At 70.8% G+C, this 12,807-nt stretch carries 15 protein-coding genes; 13 read left to right on the forward strand and 2 right to left on the reverse strand.

Annotated elements, in window-relative coordinates; genetic code table 11:
• Positions 1-112: 112 nt before the first annotated feature.
• The 5 genes from prcB to HHX41_RS08745 all read left to right on the forward strand — a co-directional run bounded on the left by prcB (position 113) and on the right by HHX41_RS08745 (position 5,048).
• Positions 113-928 carry a proteasome subunit beta gene (gene prcB, locus HHX41_RS08725; RefSeq protein ID WP_169982473.1) on the forward strand — a complete coding sequence of 272 codons (816 nt, stop codon included), beginning with the start codon at positions 113-115 and terminating at the stop codon, positions 926-928.
• A 21-nt stretch (positions 929-949) separates the two neighbouring features.
• Entirely contained in the window at positions 950-1,774 is an 825-nt protein-coding gene (gene prcA / locus HHX41_RS08730; RefSeq protein WP_182905504.1) for a proteasome subunit alpha, read from the forward strand.
• Positions 1,775-1,904: 130 nt separating this feature from the next.
• Positions 1,905-2,582 carry a hypothetical protein gene (locus tag HHX41_RS08735; protein WP_182905505.1) on the forward strand — a complete coding sequence of 226 codons (678 nt, stop codon included), beginning with the start codon at positions 1,905-1,907 and terminating at the stop codon, positions 2,580-2,582.
• Positions 2,583-2,651: 69 nt separating this feature from the next.
• A complete protein-coding gene (pafA, locus tag HHX41_RS08740; RefSeq protein WP_169982282.1) occupies positions 2,652-4,010 on the forward strand; it encodes a Pup--protein ligase in 1,359 nt (452 codons plus the stop codon).
• A 72-nt stretch (positions 4,011-4,082) separates the two neighbouring features.
• Positions 4,083-5,048 carry an FKBP-type peptidyl-prolyl cis-trans isomerase gene (locus tag HHX41_RS08745; protein ID WP_182905506.1) on the forward strand — a complete coding sequence of 322 codons (966 nt, stop codon included), beginning with the start codon at positions 4,083-4,085 and terminating at the stop codon, positions 5,046-5,048.
• Between the two features lie 66 nt (positions 5,049-5,114).
• On the opposite strand, the gene HHX41_RS08750 is transcribed toward HHX41_RS08745, so the two are convergent.
• The gene (locus HHX41_RS08750; protein WP_310741848.1) at positions 5,115-5,981 is read right to left on the reverse strand and encodes a chitosanase; all 867 of its coding nucleotides are present in this window, start codon (positions 5,979-5,981) and stop codon (positions 5,115-5,117) included.
• Between the two features lie 161 nt (positions 5,982-6,142).
• Here HHX41_RS08750 and HHX41_RS08755 point away from each other — a divergent pair, with 161 nt between their 5' ends.
• Positions 6,143-6,808: a transcriptional regulator gene (locus HHX41_RS08755; RefSeq protein ID WP_310741849.1), complete on the forward strand. Its 666-nt coding sequence runs from the start codon at positions 6,143-6,145 to the stop codon at positions 6,806-6,808.
• A 14-nt stretch (positions 6,809-6,822) separates the two neighbouring features.
• Positions 6,823-7,299 carry a DUF3291 domain-containing protein gene (locus tag HHX41_RS08760; RefSeq protein WP_182905507.1) on the forward strand — a complete coding sequence of 159 codons (477 nt, stop codon included), beginning with the start codon at positions 6,823-6,825 and terminating at the stop codon, positions 7,297-7,299.
• Here HHX41_RS08760 and HHX41_RS08765 read toward each other — a convergent pair.
• The gene (locus HHX41_RS08765; RefSeq protein WP_182905508.1) at positions 7,245-8,312 is read right to left on the reverse strand and encodes a DUF3866 family protein; all 1,068 of its coding nucleotides are present in this window, start codon (positions 8,310-8,312) and stop codon (positions 7,245-7,247) included. The genes HHX41_RS08760 and HHX41_RS08765 overlap by 55 nt on opposite strands.
• Before the next feature lie 39 nt (positions 8,313-8,351).
• Between HHX41_RS08765 and HHX41_RS08770 the strand changes: the two genes are divergently transcribed.
• From HHX41_RS08770 to HHX41_RS08795, 6 genes are all read left to right on the forward strand, one after another.
• Positions 8,352-9,293 (forward strand): YafY family protein, encoded by a 942-nt coding sequence (locus HHX41_RS08770; RefSeq protein WP_182905509.1) that lies wholly within the window; start codon positions 8,352-8,354, stop codon positions 9,291-9,293.
• Positions 9,290-10,243 (forward strand): WYL domain-containing protein, encoded by a 954-nt coding sequence (locus HHX41_RS08775; RefSeq protein WP_310741851.1) that lies wholly within the window; start codon positions 9,290-9,292, stop codon positions 10,241-10,243. The genes HHX41_RS08770 and HHX41_RS08775 overlap by 4 nt, the downstream gene beginning before the upstream one ends.
• Before the next feature lie 101 nt (positions 10,244-10,344).
• Complete coding sequence (locus HHX41_RS08780) at positions 10,345-10,488, forward strand: hypothetical protein (protein ID WP_169982287.1); 144 nt, start codon at positions 10,345-10,347, stop codon at positions 10,486-10,488.
• Positions 10,489-10,603: 115 nt separating this feature from the next.
• A complete protein-coding gene (gene tatA / locus HHX41_RS08785; protein WP_076437432.1) occupies positions 10,604-10,927 on the forward strand; it encodes a Sec-independent protein translocase subunit TatA in 324 nt (107 codons plus the stop codon).
• 44 nt (positions 10,928-10,971) lie between these two features.
• Entirely contained in the window at positions 10,972-11,850 is an 879-nt protein-coding gene (tatC, locus tag HHX41_RS08790) for a twin-arginine translocase subunit TatC (protein ID WP_182905510.1), read from the forward strand.
• A gap of 48 nt (positions 11,851-11,898) precedes the next feature.
• Positions 11,899-12,807, forward strand: coding sequence for a diacylglycerol kinase family protein (locus HHX41_RS08795; RefSeq protein ID WP_182905511.1), 909 nt, complete (start codon positions 11,899-11,901; stop codon positions 12,805-12,807).

A 12,807-nucleotide genomic window follows, 5' to 3' on the forward strand; every position in this document is an offset into this window, starting at 1 on the left:
CTGGTTCGCGCTGAGCTGATCGGGAAGAGTGCAACCAGAGCTGAGACCTGAGTATGGTCGGGCGTAACAACGCATGCTTGGAGGGAGTCGCGTGGCATCTCAGCCAGCCTGGATGAACAGCCTCTTCACATATACGGGATCGTCGTCGTTCTCGGAGTTCGTCGGCGTGCACGCGCCGAACCTGCTGCCCGCCCGCAACGAGTCGCTGGCGGCGCCGGTGGGCGACGAGATCCCGCACGCGACCACCATCGTCGCGGCGACCTGCGCCGGCGGCGTGGTGATGGCGGGCGACAGGCGTGCGACCTCCGGGAACATAATCTCGCAGCGGGACATCGAGAAGGTGTTCCGCACCGACGACTACTCCTGCATGGGCATCGCGGGCACCGCGAGCACCGGCCTGGAGTTGGCCCGGCTGTACCGGGTCGAGCTGGAGCACTACGAGAAGACCGAAGGCCGCTCGCTGTCCACCGAGGGCAAGGCGCACCGCCTGGCCACCATGATCCGCGGCAACCTGCCCATGGCCATGCAGGGCCTCGTGGTCGTGCCGCTGTTCGCGGCCTACGACCCGGGCCGCGACGCCGGGCGGATCTTCAGCTACGACGTGGGCGGCGGGCCGTACGAGCAGAAGGAGTTCCACTCCATCGGCTCGGGTTCGATCTTCGCGCGGGGGTCGCTGAAGAAGCTGTACCGGGAGAACGCAAGCCCGCAGGACACCGCCCTGACCTGCCTGCACGCCCTGTACGACGCCGCCGACGACGACTCGGCCACCGGCGGCCCCGACGTGATGCGGAAGATCTGGCCGGTCGTGGCCGTCATCACCGCGGACGGCTTCCGCCGCCTCCCCGACGACGAGGTCGCCGAGTTCGTGGAGTCCATGCTGGAGAGGCGGATGGCCGCCCCCGAAGGCCCGACCGCGCCGCTGCGCTAACCCAAGAGAGGATCACCCCCGGTGTCCATCCCCTTCGGAGGATATGCCTCGCCCGAGCAGATCATGCGGGACAGGGCGGAGTATGCCCGCAAGGGCATCGCTCGCGGTCGCAGCGTGGTCGTCATGCAGTACGCCGACGGCATCCTGTTCGTGGCGCCCAACCCGTCGAAGGCGCTGCACAAGATCAGTGAGATCTACGACCGCATCGGTTTCGCCGCGGTCGGGCGCTACAACGAGTTCGAGTCGCTCCGCCTGGCCGGCATCCGCTATGCCGACATCAACGGCTACACGTTCAACCGCAACGACGTCACCGGCCGCGGCCTGGCGAACCTGTACGCCCAGCACCTCGGCATGATCTTCACCGAGTCGATCAAGTCGTTCGAGGTGGAGATCGTCGTCGCGGAGGTCGGCGACGCCCCCGAGGACGACCAGATCTACCGGATCACCTTCGACGGCTCCGTCTTCGACGAGCAGGGCATGGCCGTGATCGGCGGCCAGGCCGAGGCCGTCGGCGGACGCCTGAAGGAGCGCTACAGCGAGGGACTGCCGCTGCCGCAGGCCCTCGACGCCGCGCTGGCCGCCCTGACCGAGCCGGGTGGCGAGCGTCCCCCGGCGACCCAGCTCGAGGTCGCCGTGCTCGACCGCGGCAGGGAGCACCGCAAGTTCCTGCGCCTGACCGGGTCCCGCCTGGACAAGCTCCTGGAGACCGCCGGGGAGGGCCGGGAGAGCGCGCGGCGGCCCGCCGCCGAGCAGACCTCGTCCGAGGAGGCGCAGGCCGAGCAGGCTCCCGGCGCCACCCCGCCGATCGCCCCGGAGGGTGAGATCGACACGGGCTCCGGCGAGTAGTCCGCACTTCCGTCCCTACCATCGCGGCGCCGCGTCCCTCTCCGGGGGCGCGGCGCCGTCCCGCGGTGGGGCCGGATCAGGGACTTACGGCTCAACCAAACCTCGATTTCGCTACTCTCATCCTGTTGTGATGACTTTTGATCTTTTCCGGCGAGCGGGCGTTCCGGCCGCCGCCGTCGCCCTCCTGTCGCTGACCGCCTGCTCCGGGTCCTCCGGCGGCTCGGCCTCGCCCACCGTGACGGCCACCGTGACCGTGACCGCCCCCGCGTCGCCCGCGGAGCCGTCCCCCGCCCCGGAGGACTCCGGCACCCCGGCGGCGGAAACCCCGACCGCCTCGGCCACGACCGCGGCCCCGCGGAAGCCGGCCGGGCCGCCGATCACGGACAAGACGCCGGCTCCCTTCGGGGGGACCCTCCAGTCGGACCCAGGGCACGACTTCACCAAGGGACTCAGCCCCAGCAGGGACGGTGTCGTGCGCGGGCAGCTGGTCGCCATGCACGACGAGAACGTGGCGGAGTACCGGCCGATCAAGTACGTCAAGGAGTACGGCGGCAGCACGACCGGTCACTTCGAGGGGCCGCCGGAGGGCGACGTGACGGCCTTCGCCGCGCCCCTCGCGAAGGACGTGGTGTTCCTCAGCGCGGTCGGCTGCGACGGCAAGGACCAGACCATCGACGGCCGGTACCTCGGCACCCAGCGCTGCTCCAGGGACAAGCTGGTCCTGCGCGCCGACAAGGGCGACCTGCGGGCGCTCATCACCGTCGACGGAGGGCAGATCGTCAAGGTGACGGAGATTTACGTCGCCTGACGGCTCCTTCTCTTCATTCCACCGCCTGATCACTGTTCGGCCGCCGGTTTCGGGGAATAGGGTGAGGTGATGGATCGACGCATATTCGGGCTGGAGAACGAGTACGGCGTCACCTGCACGTTCCGCGGGCAGCGGAGGCTGTCGCCGGACGAGGTGGCGCGGTACCTGTTCCGGCGAGTGGTGTCCTGGGGCCGATCGAGCAACGTATTCCTGCGCAACGGCGCACGTCTGTATCTGGACGTGGGCAGCCATCCCGAGTACGCCACCCCTGAGTGCGACAACGTCGTGGAGCTTGTCACCCACGACAAGGCAGGGGAGCGGATCCTGGAGGGTCTCCTCGTGGACGCCGAGAAGCGGCTCCGCGAGGAGGGCATCGCGGGAGACATCTACCTGTTCAAGAACAACACCGACTCGGCCGGCAACTCCTACGGCTGCCACGAGAACTATCTCGTGGGCCGGCACGGGGAGTTCGGACGGCTGGCCGACGTCCTGATCCCCTACCTGGTGACGCGGCAGATCATCTGCGGCGCGGGCAAGGTGCTGCAGACCCCGCGCGGAGCCGTCTACTGCGTCTCCCAGCGGGCCGAGCACATCTGGGAGGGCGTGTCCTCCGCGACCACCCGGTCCCGGCCGATCATCAACACCCGCGACGAGCCGCACGCGGACGCCGAGCGGTTCCGCCGGCTGCACGTCATCGTGGGCGACTCGAACATGAGCGAGACCACGATGCTGCTCAAGGTCGGCGCCACCGACCTGGTGCTGCGCATGATCGAGGCGGGCGTGGTGATGCGCGACCTGTCCCTGGAGAACCCGATCAGGGCGATCCGGGAGGTGTCCCACGACATGACGGGCCGCCGCAGGGTGCGCCTGGCCAACGGCCGCGAGGCCTCGTCGCTGGAGATCCAGCAGGAGTACCTGACCAAGGCGCAGGACTTCGTCGAACGGCGGGGCGGGGACGCCATCGCCAAGCGGGTGCTGGAGCTGTGGGAGCGCACGCTGCGCGCGGTCGAGACGGGCGACCTCGACCTCGTCTCGCGGGAGATCGACTGGGTCACCAAGTACCAGATGATTGAACGTTACAGGCAGAAGTACGACCTGCCGCTGTCGTCGCCGCGCGTGGCGCAGCTCGACCTGGCCTACCACGACGTCCACCGCAAGCGGGGCCTGTTCTACCTCCTGCAGAAGCGGGGGGCCGTCGAGAGGGTGGCCGACGACGTCAAGATCTTCGAGGCCAAGTCGGTTCCGCCGCAGACCACACGGGCCAAGCTGCGCGGGGAGTTCATCCGCAAGGCCCAGGAGAAGCGGCGCGACTTCACCGTCGACTGGGTCCACCTGAAGCTCAACGACCAGGCCCAGCGGACGGTGCTGTGCAAGGACCCGTTCCGCAGCGTGGACGAGAGGGTCGACAAGCTGATCGCCGGTATGTGATCTCTTACACCGCTCTGACGGCGGGTTCGGGTAGCCTGGCCCGGACCCGCTGTCTGTTTGAGGATTACCTACATGCGCCGTAGTACGGCACTCGTCGCCGCCCTGCCCCTGCTGCTCGCCGCCGCGTGCGGAACCGCGCAGAAGACCGCCTCCAGCGCGAGCCCCGCCGCCTCCGGGGCCCGGGCCGCGGCCACGGCCATCAAGGTGACGGGAGAGGTCGGCAAGAAGCCCACCCTGACCTTCCCGTCGGGCCAGCCCTCGCTCACGTCCGCCTCCATCAAGGTCGTCGAGGGCCAGGGCACCCCCGCCAAGGACGGCGACGTCCTCACCGCCAACGTCACGGTCTACAACTGGGACGGCAAGGAGAACAAGTCGGCGGGCTCCGACTACGACCAGGGCAAGTCGGAGTTCGTCTCGGTCAGTCCGCAGCTGCCCAAGGCGCTGCACGAGGCGCTCGTCGGCGCCAAGCCCGGCGGCCGGGTGATGGCCGTCGTCGCCAAGGACAACCTGAGCGCCGAGCAGCTCGACCAGGCCAAGCAGCAGGGCCAGGACTTCAACAACGCGTCCCAGGTGCTGGTCATCGACGTCATGTCGGCCACGCTGAAGTCCATCGAGGGCACCGCCGTCGACCCGGGCGTCGACGGGGTGAAGATCGGCAACCCCGGCGGTGACAAGGCCCCGGCGCTGACCACCAAGACCAGCGAGAAGGCGCCCAAGAAGCTCGTCGTCAAGACCGTGATCAAGGGCGCCGGCCCGGAGGTGAAGGCCGACCAGACGGTCCTCGCCCACTACGTCGGCAAGATCTGGGGCACCGACAAGCAGTTCGACTCCAGCTGGGAGCGCGGCCAGCCCGCGACCTTCGCTCTCAACCAGGTCGTCAAGGGCTGGTCGCAGGGGCTCACCGGGGTGCCCGTCGGCAGCCGCGTCCTCATCACGATCCCGCCGGACCTCGGCTACGGCAAGGAGGGCAACGCCCAGGGCGGCATCAAGGGCACGGACACGCTCGTCTTCGTCGTGGACGTCCTCGGCGCCGCCTGACACCCGCATACGACAACGGGGCCCCTCCCGCCGCCCGGCGGGAGGGGCCCCGTCGTCGTGCGGGCGTCAGCTCCGGATCTCGTAGGCGTCGCCGTAGACCTTCCAGCGCAGCGGCGGATCGAGGTCGAGGTTGCCGTTCCTCAGGAACACCCGCTGGGCCGTGTCGACCCGGCTGGTGTCGCTGTGCGCCTCCTCCGTCTTCATCGCCGCCTTGCGGGCGTCGAGGAACGCGTTGAGGTAGGCGACCTCGTCCCCGCCCTGTGCCGGGGTCTTCGCCTTCTTCATGGCCGTCTTGCGGATGCCGCCGAAGCTGACCGCGTCGTCGCCCGGGCCGTGCATGACGATGGCGTCGTAGTAGACGAACTGCCCGAGCGCGCGCAGGCCGTCGGCCTTGGCCCGGGCCACGGCCGGGTCGAAGTAGACCCGGTCGCGCTCGTCGTTCTGCGCCTGCCGGAACACCGGATCCGCGGCGGCGGCGCGCCAGTCCCCGGGGAAGCCCGGGTCGAGCCCCCGGTGCGAGTCGGTGCCGTTCACCTTCCGCAGGGCGGGCAGATACTTGGCCAGCACGTTGCCGGGCTTGCGCATGGTGTAGAGCTCGACCAGGTCGAGCATGTCGCCGGTGCCCGAGCAGAAGCCGATGATGCCGGCGGTGTAGCCGCGCCCGTCGTCGATGTCCTCGATGTACTTGTACTGGGCCTTCCAGTCGAGGGAGGAGTTCTCCGCGCTGGAGACGAGCTCCATCGCGATCTCCTTCTTCTTCGGGTCGGTGAGGTCGGCCGGGGCGGCCATGACCGTGACCTTCAGGGGCTCCCCGGCGGCGGCCGGGCCGCCGGTGGCGGCTCCCGCCGCTCCCGCGGGGAGTGCGGCCGCAGCGGCGGCCAGGAGCAGCAGAGCCGCGCGCCGGGGAGTGCGCCTGATCAGCGGATCTTTCACGTGCGTCGCTCCGTTCTCCGCCCGCGACCGGCCTGCGGCGGGGGAGGCGGGCGGGGATGAGCCCTCCATGAGGGGGATTAGTTAGGAAGGTTTCCTAATGAAAGCAGCACGCTCGCGACGGTGTCAACGGTCCTGCCGGCGGCACGACCTAGACTCCGGCTGTGACGAGCGACGACCTGGAGTCGATGAGCGTGCTCGGCGATCCCGTGCGGCGGGCGCTGTACCGGTTCGTGGCCGAGCAGGGGCGGGACGTGGGCCGCAACGAGGCGGCCGAGGCGGCCGGCGTCCAGCGCACGCTGGCCGCCCACCATCTGGACAAACTGGTGGAGGCGGGCCTGCTCGAGGCGGGATTCAAGCGGCTGAGCGGCAGGGCGGGCCCCGGCGGTGGCCGCCCCGCGAAGGTCTACCGGCGGGTGCGCGAGGAGCGGTCCGTGAGCCTGCCGCCGCGGGACTACCGCACGCTGGCGCTCGTGCTGGCGGAGACCGTCGACCTGCTGGGCGGTGAGGAGAAGGCCGAGGAGGCCGCCCGGCGGGCGGGGGAGCGCCTGGCCGCCGGCTCCTCCGGTGCCGGCGGGGCCGCCGGTCTCGTGGGGGTGCTGCGCGGGCGCGGCTACGAGCCGTACGAGGAGGAGGGGCGGGTGCGGTTGCGCAACTGCCCCTTCCATGTGCTGGCCGAAACTCACCCGCTGCTCGTGTGCTCGATGAACCTCGCGCTCTGCGAGGGGATGCTGGCCGGTCTTGGCGAGACAGGGGTCGCCGCGACGCTCGATCCGAGACCGGGGGAGTGTTGTGTGGCCTTCACGCCCTCTAAAAACAACGAAGATTGACATAGACTCGGGGTATGCATCTCGCCCAGTTCAACGTCGCCCATCTCCGCGCGCCACTCGACTCCCCGGCGCTGGCGGACTTCGTCGCCGCACTGGAACCGATCAACGCGTTGTCCGACGCCGCCCCCGGCTTCGTCTGGCGCATGAAGGGGGGCGAGGACCCCACGGACACCATCCAGCACGAGTACGGCGACCTTCTGCTGGTCAACTTCTCGGTCTGGGAGTCACGCGAGGCGCTGTGGAACTTCGTCTACCGCAGCGCCCACCTGGACGTCATGCGCCGCCGCCGCGAGTGGTTCCACCGGGCGGCCGAGTCGTACACGGTGATGTGGTGGGTGCCGGGGGGCTACCGGCCGTCGCTCGACGAGGCCATGGCGCGCCTGGAACTGCTCCGGGCGCAGGGACCGGGCCCGGAGGCGTTCACGTTCAAGGACTTCTACGAGAGCAGCGACGCCGCGCACCTCCCGGCGGCGGCGGAGGTCAGGAAGTAGGCCAGGTCCTCCTCCAGACCGCGGCCCATGGTGGACAGCCGCACGGGTGACGCCTTCAGCGCGTCGTGCAGGCCGTCAACCGGCACGGTCACGATCTCGTGCCGCGTGGCCAGGGCCGCGGCCTGCTCGCGCACAGCCGCCCCGAACGCGCCGGGCAGATCCGGCACGACGACCCGGGCCGGGGCCAGCGCGACCCGGCCGTACGCGGTGAGCGAGTGGTGCGACACCCCGACGTGCCGCTCGCGCCGGTCGCCCTCGCTGACCCGCAGCGCGGCCACGGGCCGCCCGCCCAGCACGGCGGCGGCGTTGACCGCCTCGCCCGCGGCGACGCCGGAGAACCCCCAGCGGGTGCCGGTGCCGAGGTTGCCCGGCCCCTGCGCGACCACGGCGACGTCGGCGCCGAGCACGTGACGGGCGGCCAGCAGGCCGGTGTGCAGCGTGACCGCCTCGACGTCCCCGCCGAAGGACTGGCCGGTCGTCACCACCCCGCACAGCCAGTCGCGCTCGCGCAGGGTCGCGCACGACATCGAGAACCAGGCCGGCAGCGCCCCGCCGTCCTGCATCACGTACGCCACCCTGGTGCCCGGGGAGTCCGCGTACAGGCCGCACAGGATCGCGGGCAGGGCGGAGTGCAGATCCGCGACGACCACGGGCATCCCGCCGACCGAGTCCGCCTCCCGCAACGCCTCGTGGTGCGGGGACCCCTGCTCGTCCGCGCCGAGCACGGTGGCCTGCAACGGGGTGTAGCGTGCTTTCACCAGGTGGCCGGGGCCGGACGGATCTTGCGGTAAACGGTCCGGGACGGCGACCACCATGGCGTACCCTCCCGTACCGAGACCCATGGCGAGGGCGGTCGTGTTGAGCAGCACGGTGTCGCCCACTTCAGGGCGTCCCACCAGCGGGGGATAGGCGAGCGCCCGGCACTCGCCCTCGGCGACGGCGACGTCGAGTTCCACCGCCCCCGGCCACTCGCGCCGGACCCGCACCACCTCGCCCTTACGCCATCTGATCACGCCGAAAAGGGTAGCGTTCTCGACTGGAAGGGAGGCCCGATGTCGCGGCGGAAGACCGAGCGGCTGCTCAATCTGGTTATCTGCCTGCTCGCGACGCGGCGGCCGTTGAGCGCGGAGCAGATCCGGCAGGCCGTGCCCGGGTACGACCCGGACAACGACGAGGCCTTCCAGCGCATGTTCGAGCGCGACAAGAACGAGCTGCGTGAGATCGGCATCCCCATCGAGGTCCACAAGGACCCCTGGGAGGACGACCCCGGCTACCGGATCGTGCGCGAGGCCTACGAGCTGCCCGAGATCACCCTGGAGCCGGACGAGGCCGCCGTCATCGGCCTGGCCGCGCAGGTGTGGCAGCGGGCGAGCCTCGCGGAGGCGGCCGGCGGGGCGCTGCTGAAGCTGACCGCGGGAGGCGTGCACGCCGACCTCGCGGAAAGCCCCCTGGAGCTGCGGGTGGACACCCGCGACCCCGCGTTCCCCGCGCTGTGGGAGGCGGTGCGGGACCGGCGCGTGGTCGCCTTCGACTACCGCTCGGCCGGCAGCGAGTCGGTGCTGCGGCGGACCGTCGAGCCGTGGGGGGTCGTCAGCCGGCGCGGCCGGTGGTACCTGGCCGGGCACGACCGCGACCGCGGCGCCGCCCGGGTCTTCCGGCTCAGCCGGATCACCGGGGCCGTGTCCACACTCGGGCGGCCGGGGGCGTTCACCGTGCCCGAGGGGCTGGACCTGCGCGCGATGGTGGGCTATCAGGAGCTGCCGAACGAGCGGGTCGCCCTGGTGCGCGTGCGCAAGGGCACCTGCCTCGGCCTCCGGCACGCCGCCCAGGCCGTACGGACGGGCGAGGGCGAGTGGGACGAGGCCGAGGTGACCTTCGCCGACCCCGAACGACTGGCCGGGTGGCTCGCCAGCCTCGGCCCCGACGCCGTCGTGGTGGACCCGCCGGACGCGCGTGAGGCCGTGATCCGCCGTCTGAAGGGGGCGTTGCAGTGAGCTCGGACCGGCTGCCGCGGCTGCTCGCGCTGGTGCCGTACCTCATGTCGCACCCGGGCGCGCAGGTGCCCGAGGTCGCGCGGCTGTTCGGCCTGTCGGAGAAGCAGCTCGTCGACGACCTCCAGCTCGTCTGGATGTGCGGGCTTCCCGGGCACACCCCCGGTGACCTCATCGACGTCTCCTGGGACGGCGGCGAGATCCTCATCGACAACGCCGAGGCGATCGCCCGGCCGCTCAAGCTCGGCGTGGACGAGGCGAGCGCGCTGCTGGTCGCGCTGCGCATGCTCGACGAGCTGCCCGAGTTCCAGGGCCGCGACGTGCTCGGCCGGGTCATCGCGAAGCTGGAGCAGGCGGCGGGCGAGGGCGCGGCCACCGTGAGCAGCCAGGTCCAGGTGGAGATCGGCGCGGCCCCGGACGCCCACGCCGTGATCACCGACGCCGCCCGGAGGGGCCGCAGGCTGTCGCTGCGCTACTACGTCCCGGGGCGCGACGAGATCACCCCCAGGGAGGTCGATCCGCTGCGGGTCGTGCTGGTGGACGGCCGGCACTACCTGGAGGGCTGGTGCTACCGCGCGGAGGCGATGCGGATGTTCCGCGTCGACCGGATCCTGGACGTCGAGGTCCTCGACGTGCCCGTGGACCCTCCCGCCGGGGCCGAGCCGATGGACGTGGCCCAGGGCGTGTTCCGGCCGTCGGACAGCGACGAACTGGTGGAGCTGGAGCTGACCCCGGCGGGCCGCTGGGTGGCCGAGTACTACCCCTGCGAGGAGGTCGCCGAGCTGGGCGAGGGGCGCCTGCGCGTCTCGCTGCGGGCCCGCGACCAGTCCTGGCTGGTGCGGCTCGCGCTCCGGCTGGGCGACAGCGGCCGCGTGCTGTCCCCGTCGTCGCTCGCCGAGCGGGTGACGGCCACCGCCAGGCAGGCGCTGGCCAACTACGAGACCGCCGTCTGACGGGCGAGGGCTCTGCCGTACTCGCCGCTGCCCGCCGGGCCGGGGCCGTGGATTGAGCGCGCCGCAATCACCTCGCCGTCGTGGCCGTTAGCATGGCCGGTATGACCTGGATCTTCGTCGCGCCGGTGGTGGCCGTGGCCGGGCTCGCCGTCCTCGCATGGCCGGCGGCCCGGGTTCTCACCGCGGCGCGGGAGCTGCGCGCCGAGGTCGACCGCGCCAAGGGGCGGCTCGAAATGTCCGAATAGCGGGATTTTGCCCGGGATTGATGTGATTTTGAAGCCCCGAGACAGGTGAACTTAGGCGTGTGGTGCGCGTACGATCGAGGAGTAGTACCCACGGCCCTCGCGGTAAGGACACGACATGCCCAACCTCGGACCCATGGAATGGATTCTGATCCTCCTGGTTCTGATCCTTCTTTTCGGCGCCAAGAAGCTTCCGGACACCGCGAAGGCCCTGGGGCAGTCGCTGCGCATGTTCAAGAAGGAAACCAGCAAGATGAGCGAGGAGGACGAGGCGCGGCAGACGGTCAAGGCGCAGGCCGAGCCCGTCGCCCCGCCGGCGGCGCAGATCCCGCCGACCACCCCGTCCGTCGAGGAGCGGCTGCGTCTGCTCGAGGAGGAGAACCGGAAGCTGCGTGAGAGCCAGCAGCCGGTGAGCTCGCAGAACGAGCAGCGCTCCAACTAGGGCGCCCCGCCGTCTCACACCCCACTGATCTCAGGACGAGCTAGATGGCCCTGTTGAAACGGTCGACTCCCGCGACGCCGCCCGTCACGCCGGAGGACGGGCGGATGACGCTCATGGAGCACATCCGCGAGCTGCGCAACCGGCTGCTCAAGGCCATTCTGGCGGTGGTCGTAGGGACCGCCGTCGGGTTCGTCTACTTCGAGCCCATCTGGAACTTCCTGAAGCAGCCGTACTGCCGGCTGCCCCAGGCCCACCAGCTCAACAAGGACCAGTGCACGCTCGTCGTGAACGGAGTCTTCGACTCCTTCTTCGTGAACCTCAAGGTCGCCGTGATCTTCGGCGTGGTGGTCTCGGCCATCTTCTGGATCTACCAGATCTGGGCGTTCGTGACGCCGGGCCTGTACCAGAACGAGCGCCGCTACACGTTCGCGTTCCTCGGCCTGTCCGTCCCGCTGTTCGCCGCCGGCTCGGCCCTGGCCTACGTCACGATGGACAAGGGCCTGTCGCTGCTGCTGAGCTTCGCCCCCGAGGGCACGCTGACGCTGGTGAGCATCAACGAGTACCTCAGCTTCGCGCTCGCGATGCTGATCATCTTCGGTGTCTCCTTCCTGATGCCGTTGCTGCTCGTGTTCCTCAACGTCATCGGCGTGCTCAAGTACAAGACGGTCGCCAAGCACACGCGCATGGTCGTGTTCCTGATGTTCGTCTTCGCGGCCGTCGCCACGCCGAGCCAGGACCCCGTCAGCATGCTGGCCCTGGCGATCCCGATGGTCGGCCTGTTCTTCGTCGCGATGGCGTTCATGTACTTCCACGACAAGAAGCGCGACATCGCCGACGCGGAGCACGCGCGGGCCATCGAGGAGGAGCTCGACGGGCCGTCTGCCGCGGAGGGCACGGCGGACTCGGTCGAGGCCAGGGACTGACAGAACATCCCTCTGGTGTCGCCGGCCGGGTGGCGGTAGGTTCCGCTCATGGCCGATGAGATCGTCGTCCTGGTCAATCCCGCCGCCCGCGGCGGTCGTACGCTGCGCCTGCTCGACCCGGTGCTGCGGCGGCTGCGGGCGGGCGGCCGCCCGGTGTCGGTGATCGTCGGCACCTCGGCCGCCGACGCGCTCGCCCGGGCCCGCACGGCCGCCGCCGACGGGCCGGCCGCGCTCGTCGCCTTCGGCGGTGACGGCCTGGTCCATCTGGCCGTGCAGGCCGTGGCGGGGACGACCGTGCCGCTCGGGATCGTGCCCGCGGGGACCGGCAACGACATCGCCGACGCCCTCGGCATCCCTCGCAAGGATCCGCTCGCCGCCGCGGACATCGTGACGGCGGGTGCCTGCCGGACGATCGACGCCGCGAGGCTGGGCACGGGCGAGTGGTTCGCCGGCGTCCTCGCCTGCGGGTTCGACTCCCGGGTCAACGAGCGGGCCAACGCCATGACCCGGCCGCCCGGAATGGCGAAATACCTGGTCGCGCTCGTGCGCGAGTTGCGGTCGTTCACGCCGATCCCGTTCCGGATCACTCTCGACGGGGAGGCCGCCGAGCACGAGGCGATGCTGGTGGCCGTGGCCAACACCCGCTCGTACGGCGCCGGGATGCGCGTATGCCCGGACGCCCGGCCCGACGACGGCCTGCTCGACGTGCTCGTGCTGGGCGCGGTGCCCAAGGGCGAGTTCCTGCGCACGTTCCCGCGCGTCTACCGGGGCAGCCACACCGCTCACCCCGCCGTGACCCTGCGACGGGCCCGGCGGGTCGAGATCGAGGCCCTGCACGGGGATGGGGCCGGGGACGTGGTCGCGTACGCCGACGGCGAGCGGGCCGGGCCGGCCCCGCTGACCTGTGTCGTCGAGCCGGGCGCGCTGCGAGTCCTGGTTCCGGGATCCACGGCGTGA

The organism is Microbispora sp. H13382, from assembly GCF_014161445.1.
Lineage (GTDB): Bacteria > Actinomycetota > Actinomycetes > Streptosporangiales > Streptosporangiaceae > Microbispora.

Bases quoted from the DNA above. Each gene is read 5' to 3' on its own strand.
- tatC (WP_182905510.1), top strand. From the start codon at position 10,972: ATGGCCCTGTTGAAACGGTCGACTCCCGCGACGCCGCCCGTCACGCCG.
- HHX41_RS08780 (WP_169982287.1), top strand. From the start codon at position 10,345: ATGACCTGGATCTTCGTCGCGCCGGTGGTGGCCGTGGCCGGGCTCGCC.
- HHX41_RS08745 (WP_182905506.1), top strand. From the start codon at position 4,083: ATGCGCCGTAGTACGGCACTCGTCGCCGCCCTGCCCCTGCTGCTCGCC.
- HHX41_RS08770 (WP_182905509.1), top strand. From the start codon at position 8,352: ATGTCGCGGCGGAAGACCGAGCGGCTGCTCAATCTGGTTATCTGCCTG.
- HHX41_RS08735 (WP_182905505.1), top strand. From the start codon at position 1,905: ATGACTTTTGATCTTTTCCGGCGAGCGGGCGTTCCGGCCGCCGCCGTC.
- HHX41_RS08760 (WP_182905507.1), top strand. From the start codon at position 6,823: ATGCATCTCGCCCAGTTCAACGTCGCCCATCTCCGCGCGCCACTCGAC.
- pafA (WP_169982282.1), top strand. From the start codon at position 2,652: ATGGATCGACGCATATTCGGGCTGGAGAACGAGTACGGCGTCACCTGC.
- HHX41_RS08795 (WP_182905511.1), top strand. From the start codon at position 11,899: ATGGCCGATGAGATCGTCGTCCTGGTCAATCCCGCCGCCCGCGGCGGT.
- tatA (WP_076437432.1), top strand. From the start codon at position 10,604: ATGCCCAACCTCGGACCCATGGAATGGATTCTGATCCTCCTGGTTCTG.
- prcB (WP_169982473.1), top strand. From the start codon at position 113: ATGAACAGCCTCTTCACATATACGGGATCGTCGTCGTTCTCGGAGTTC.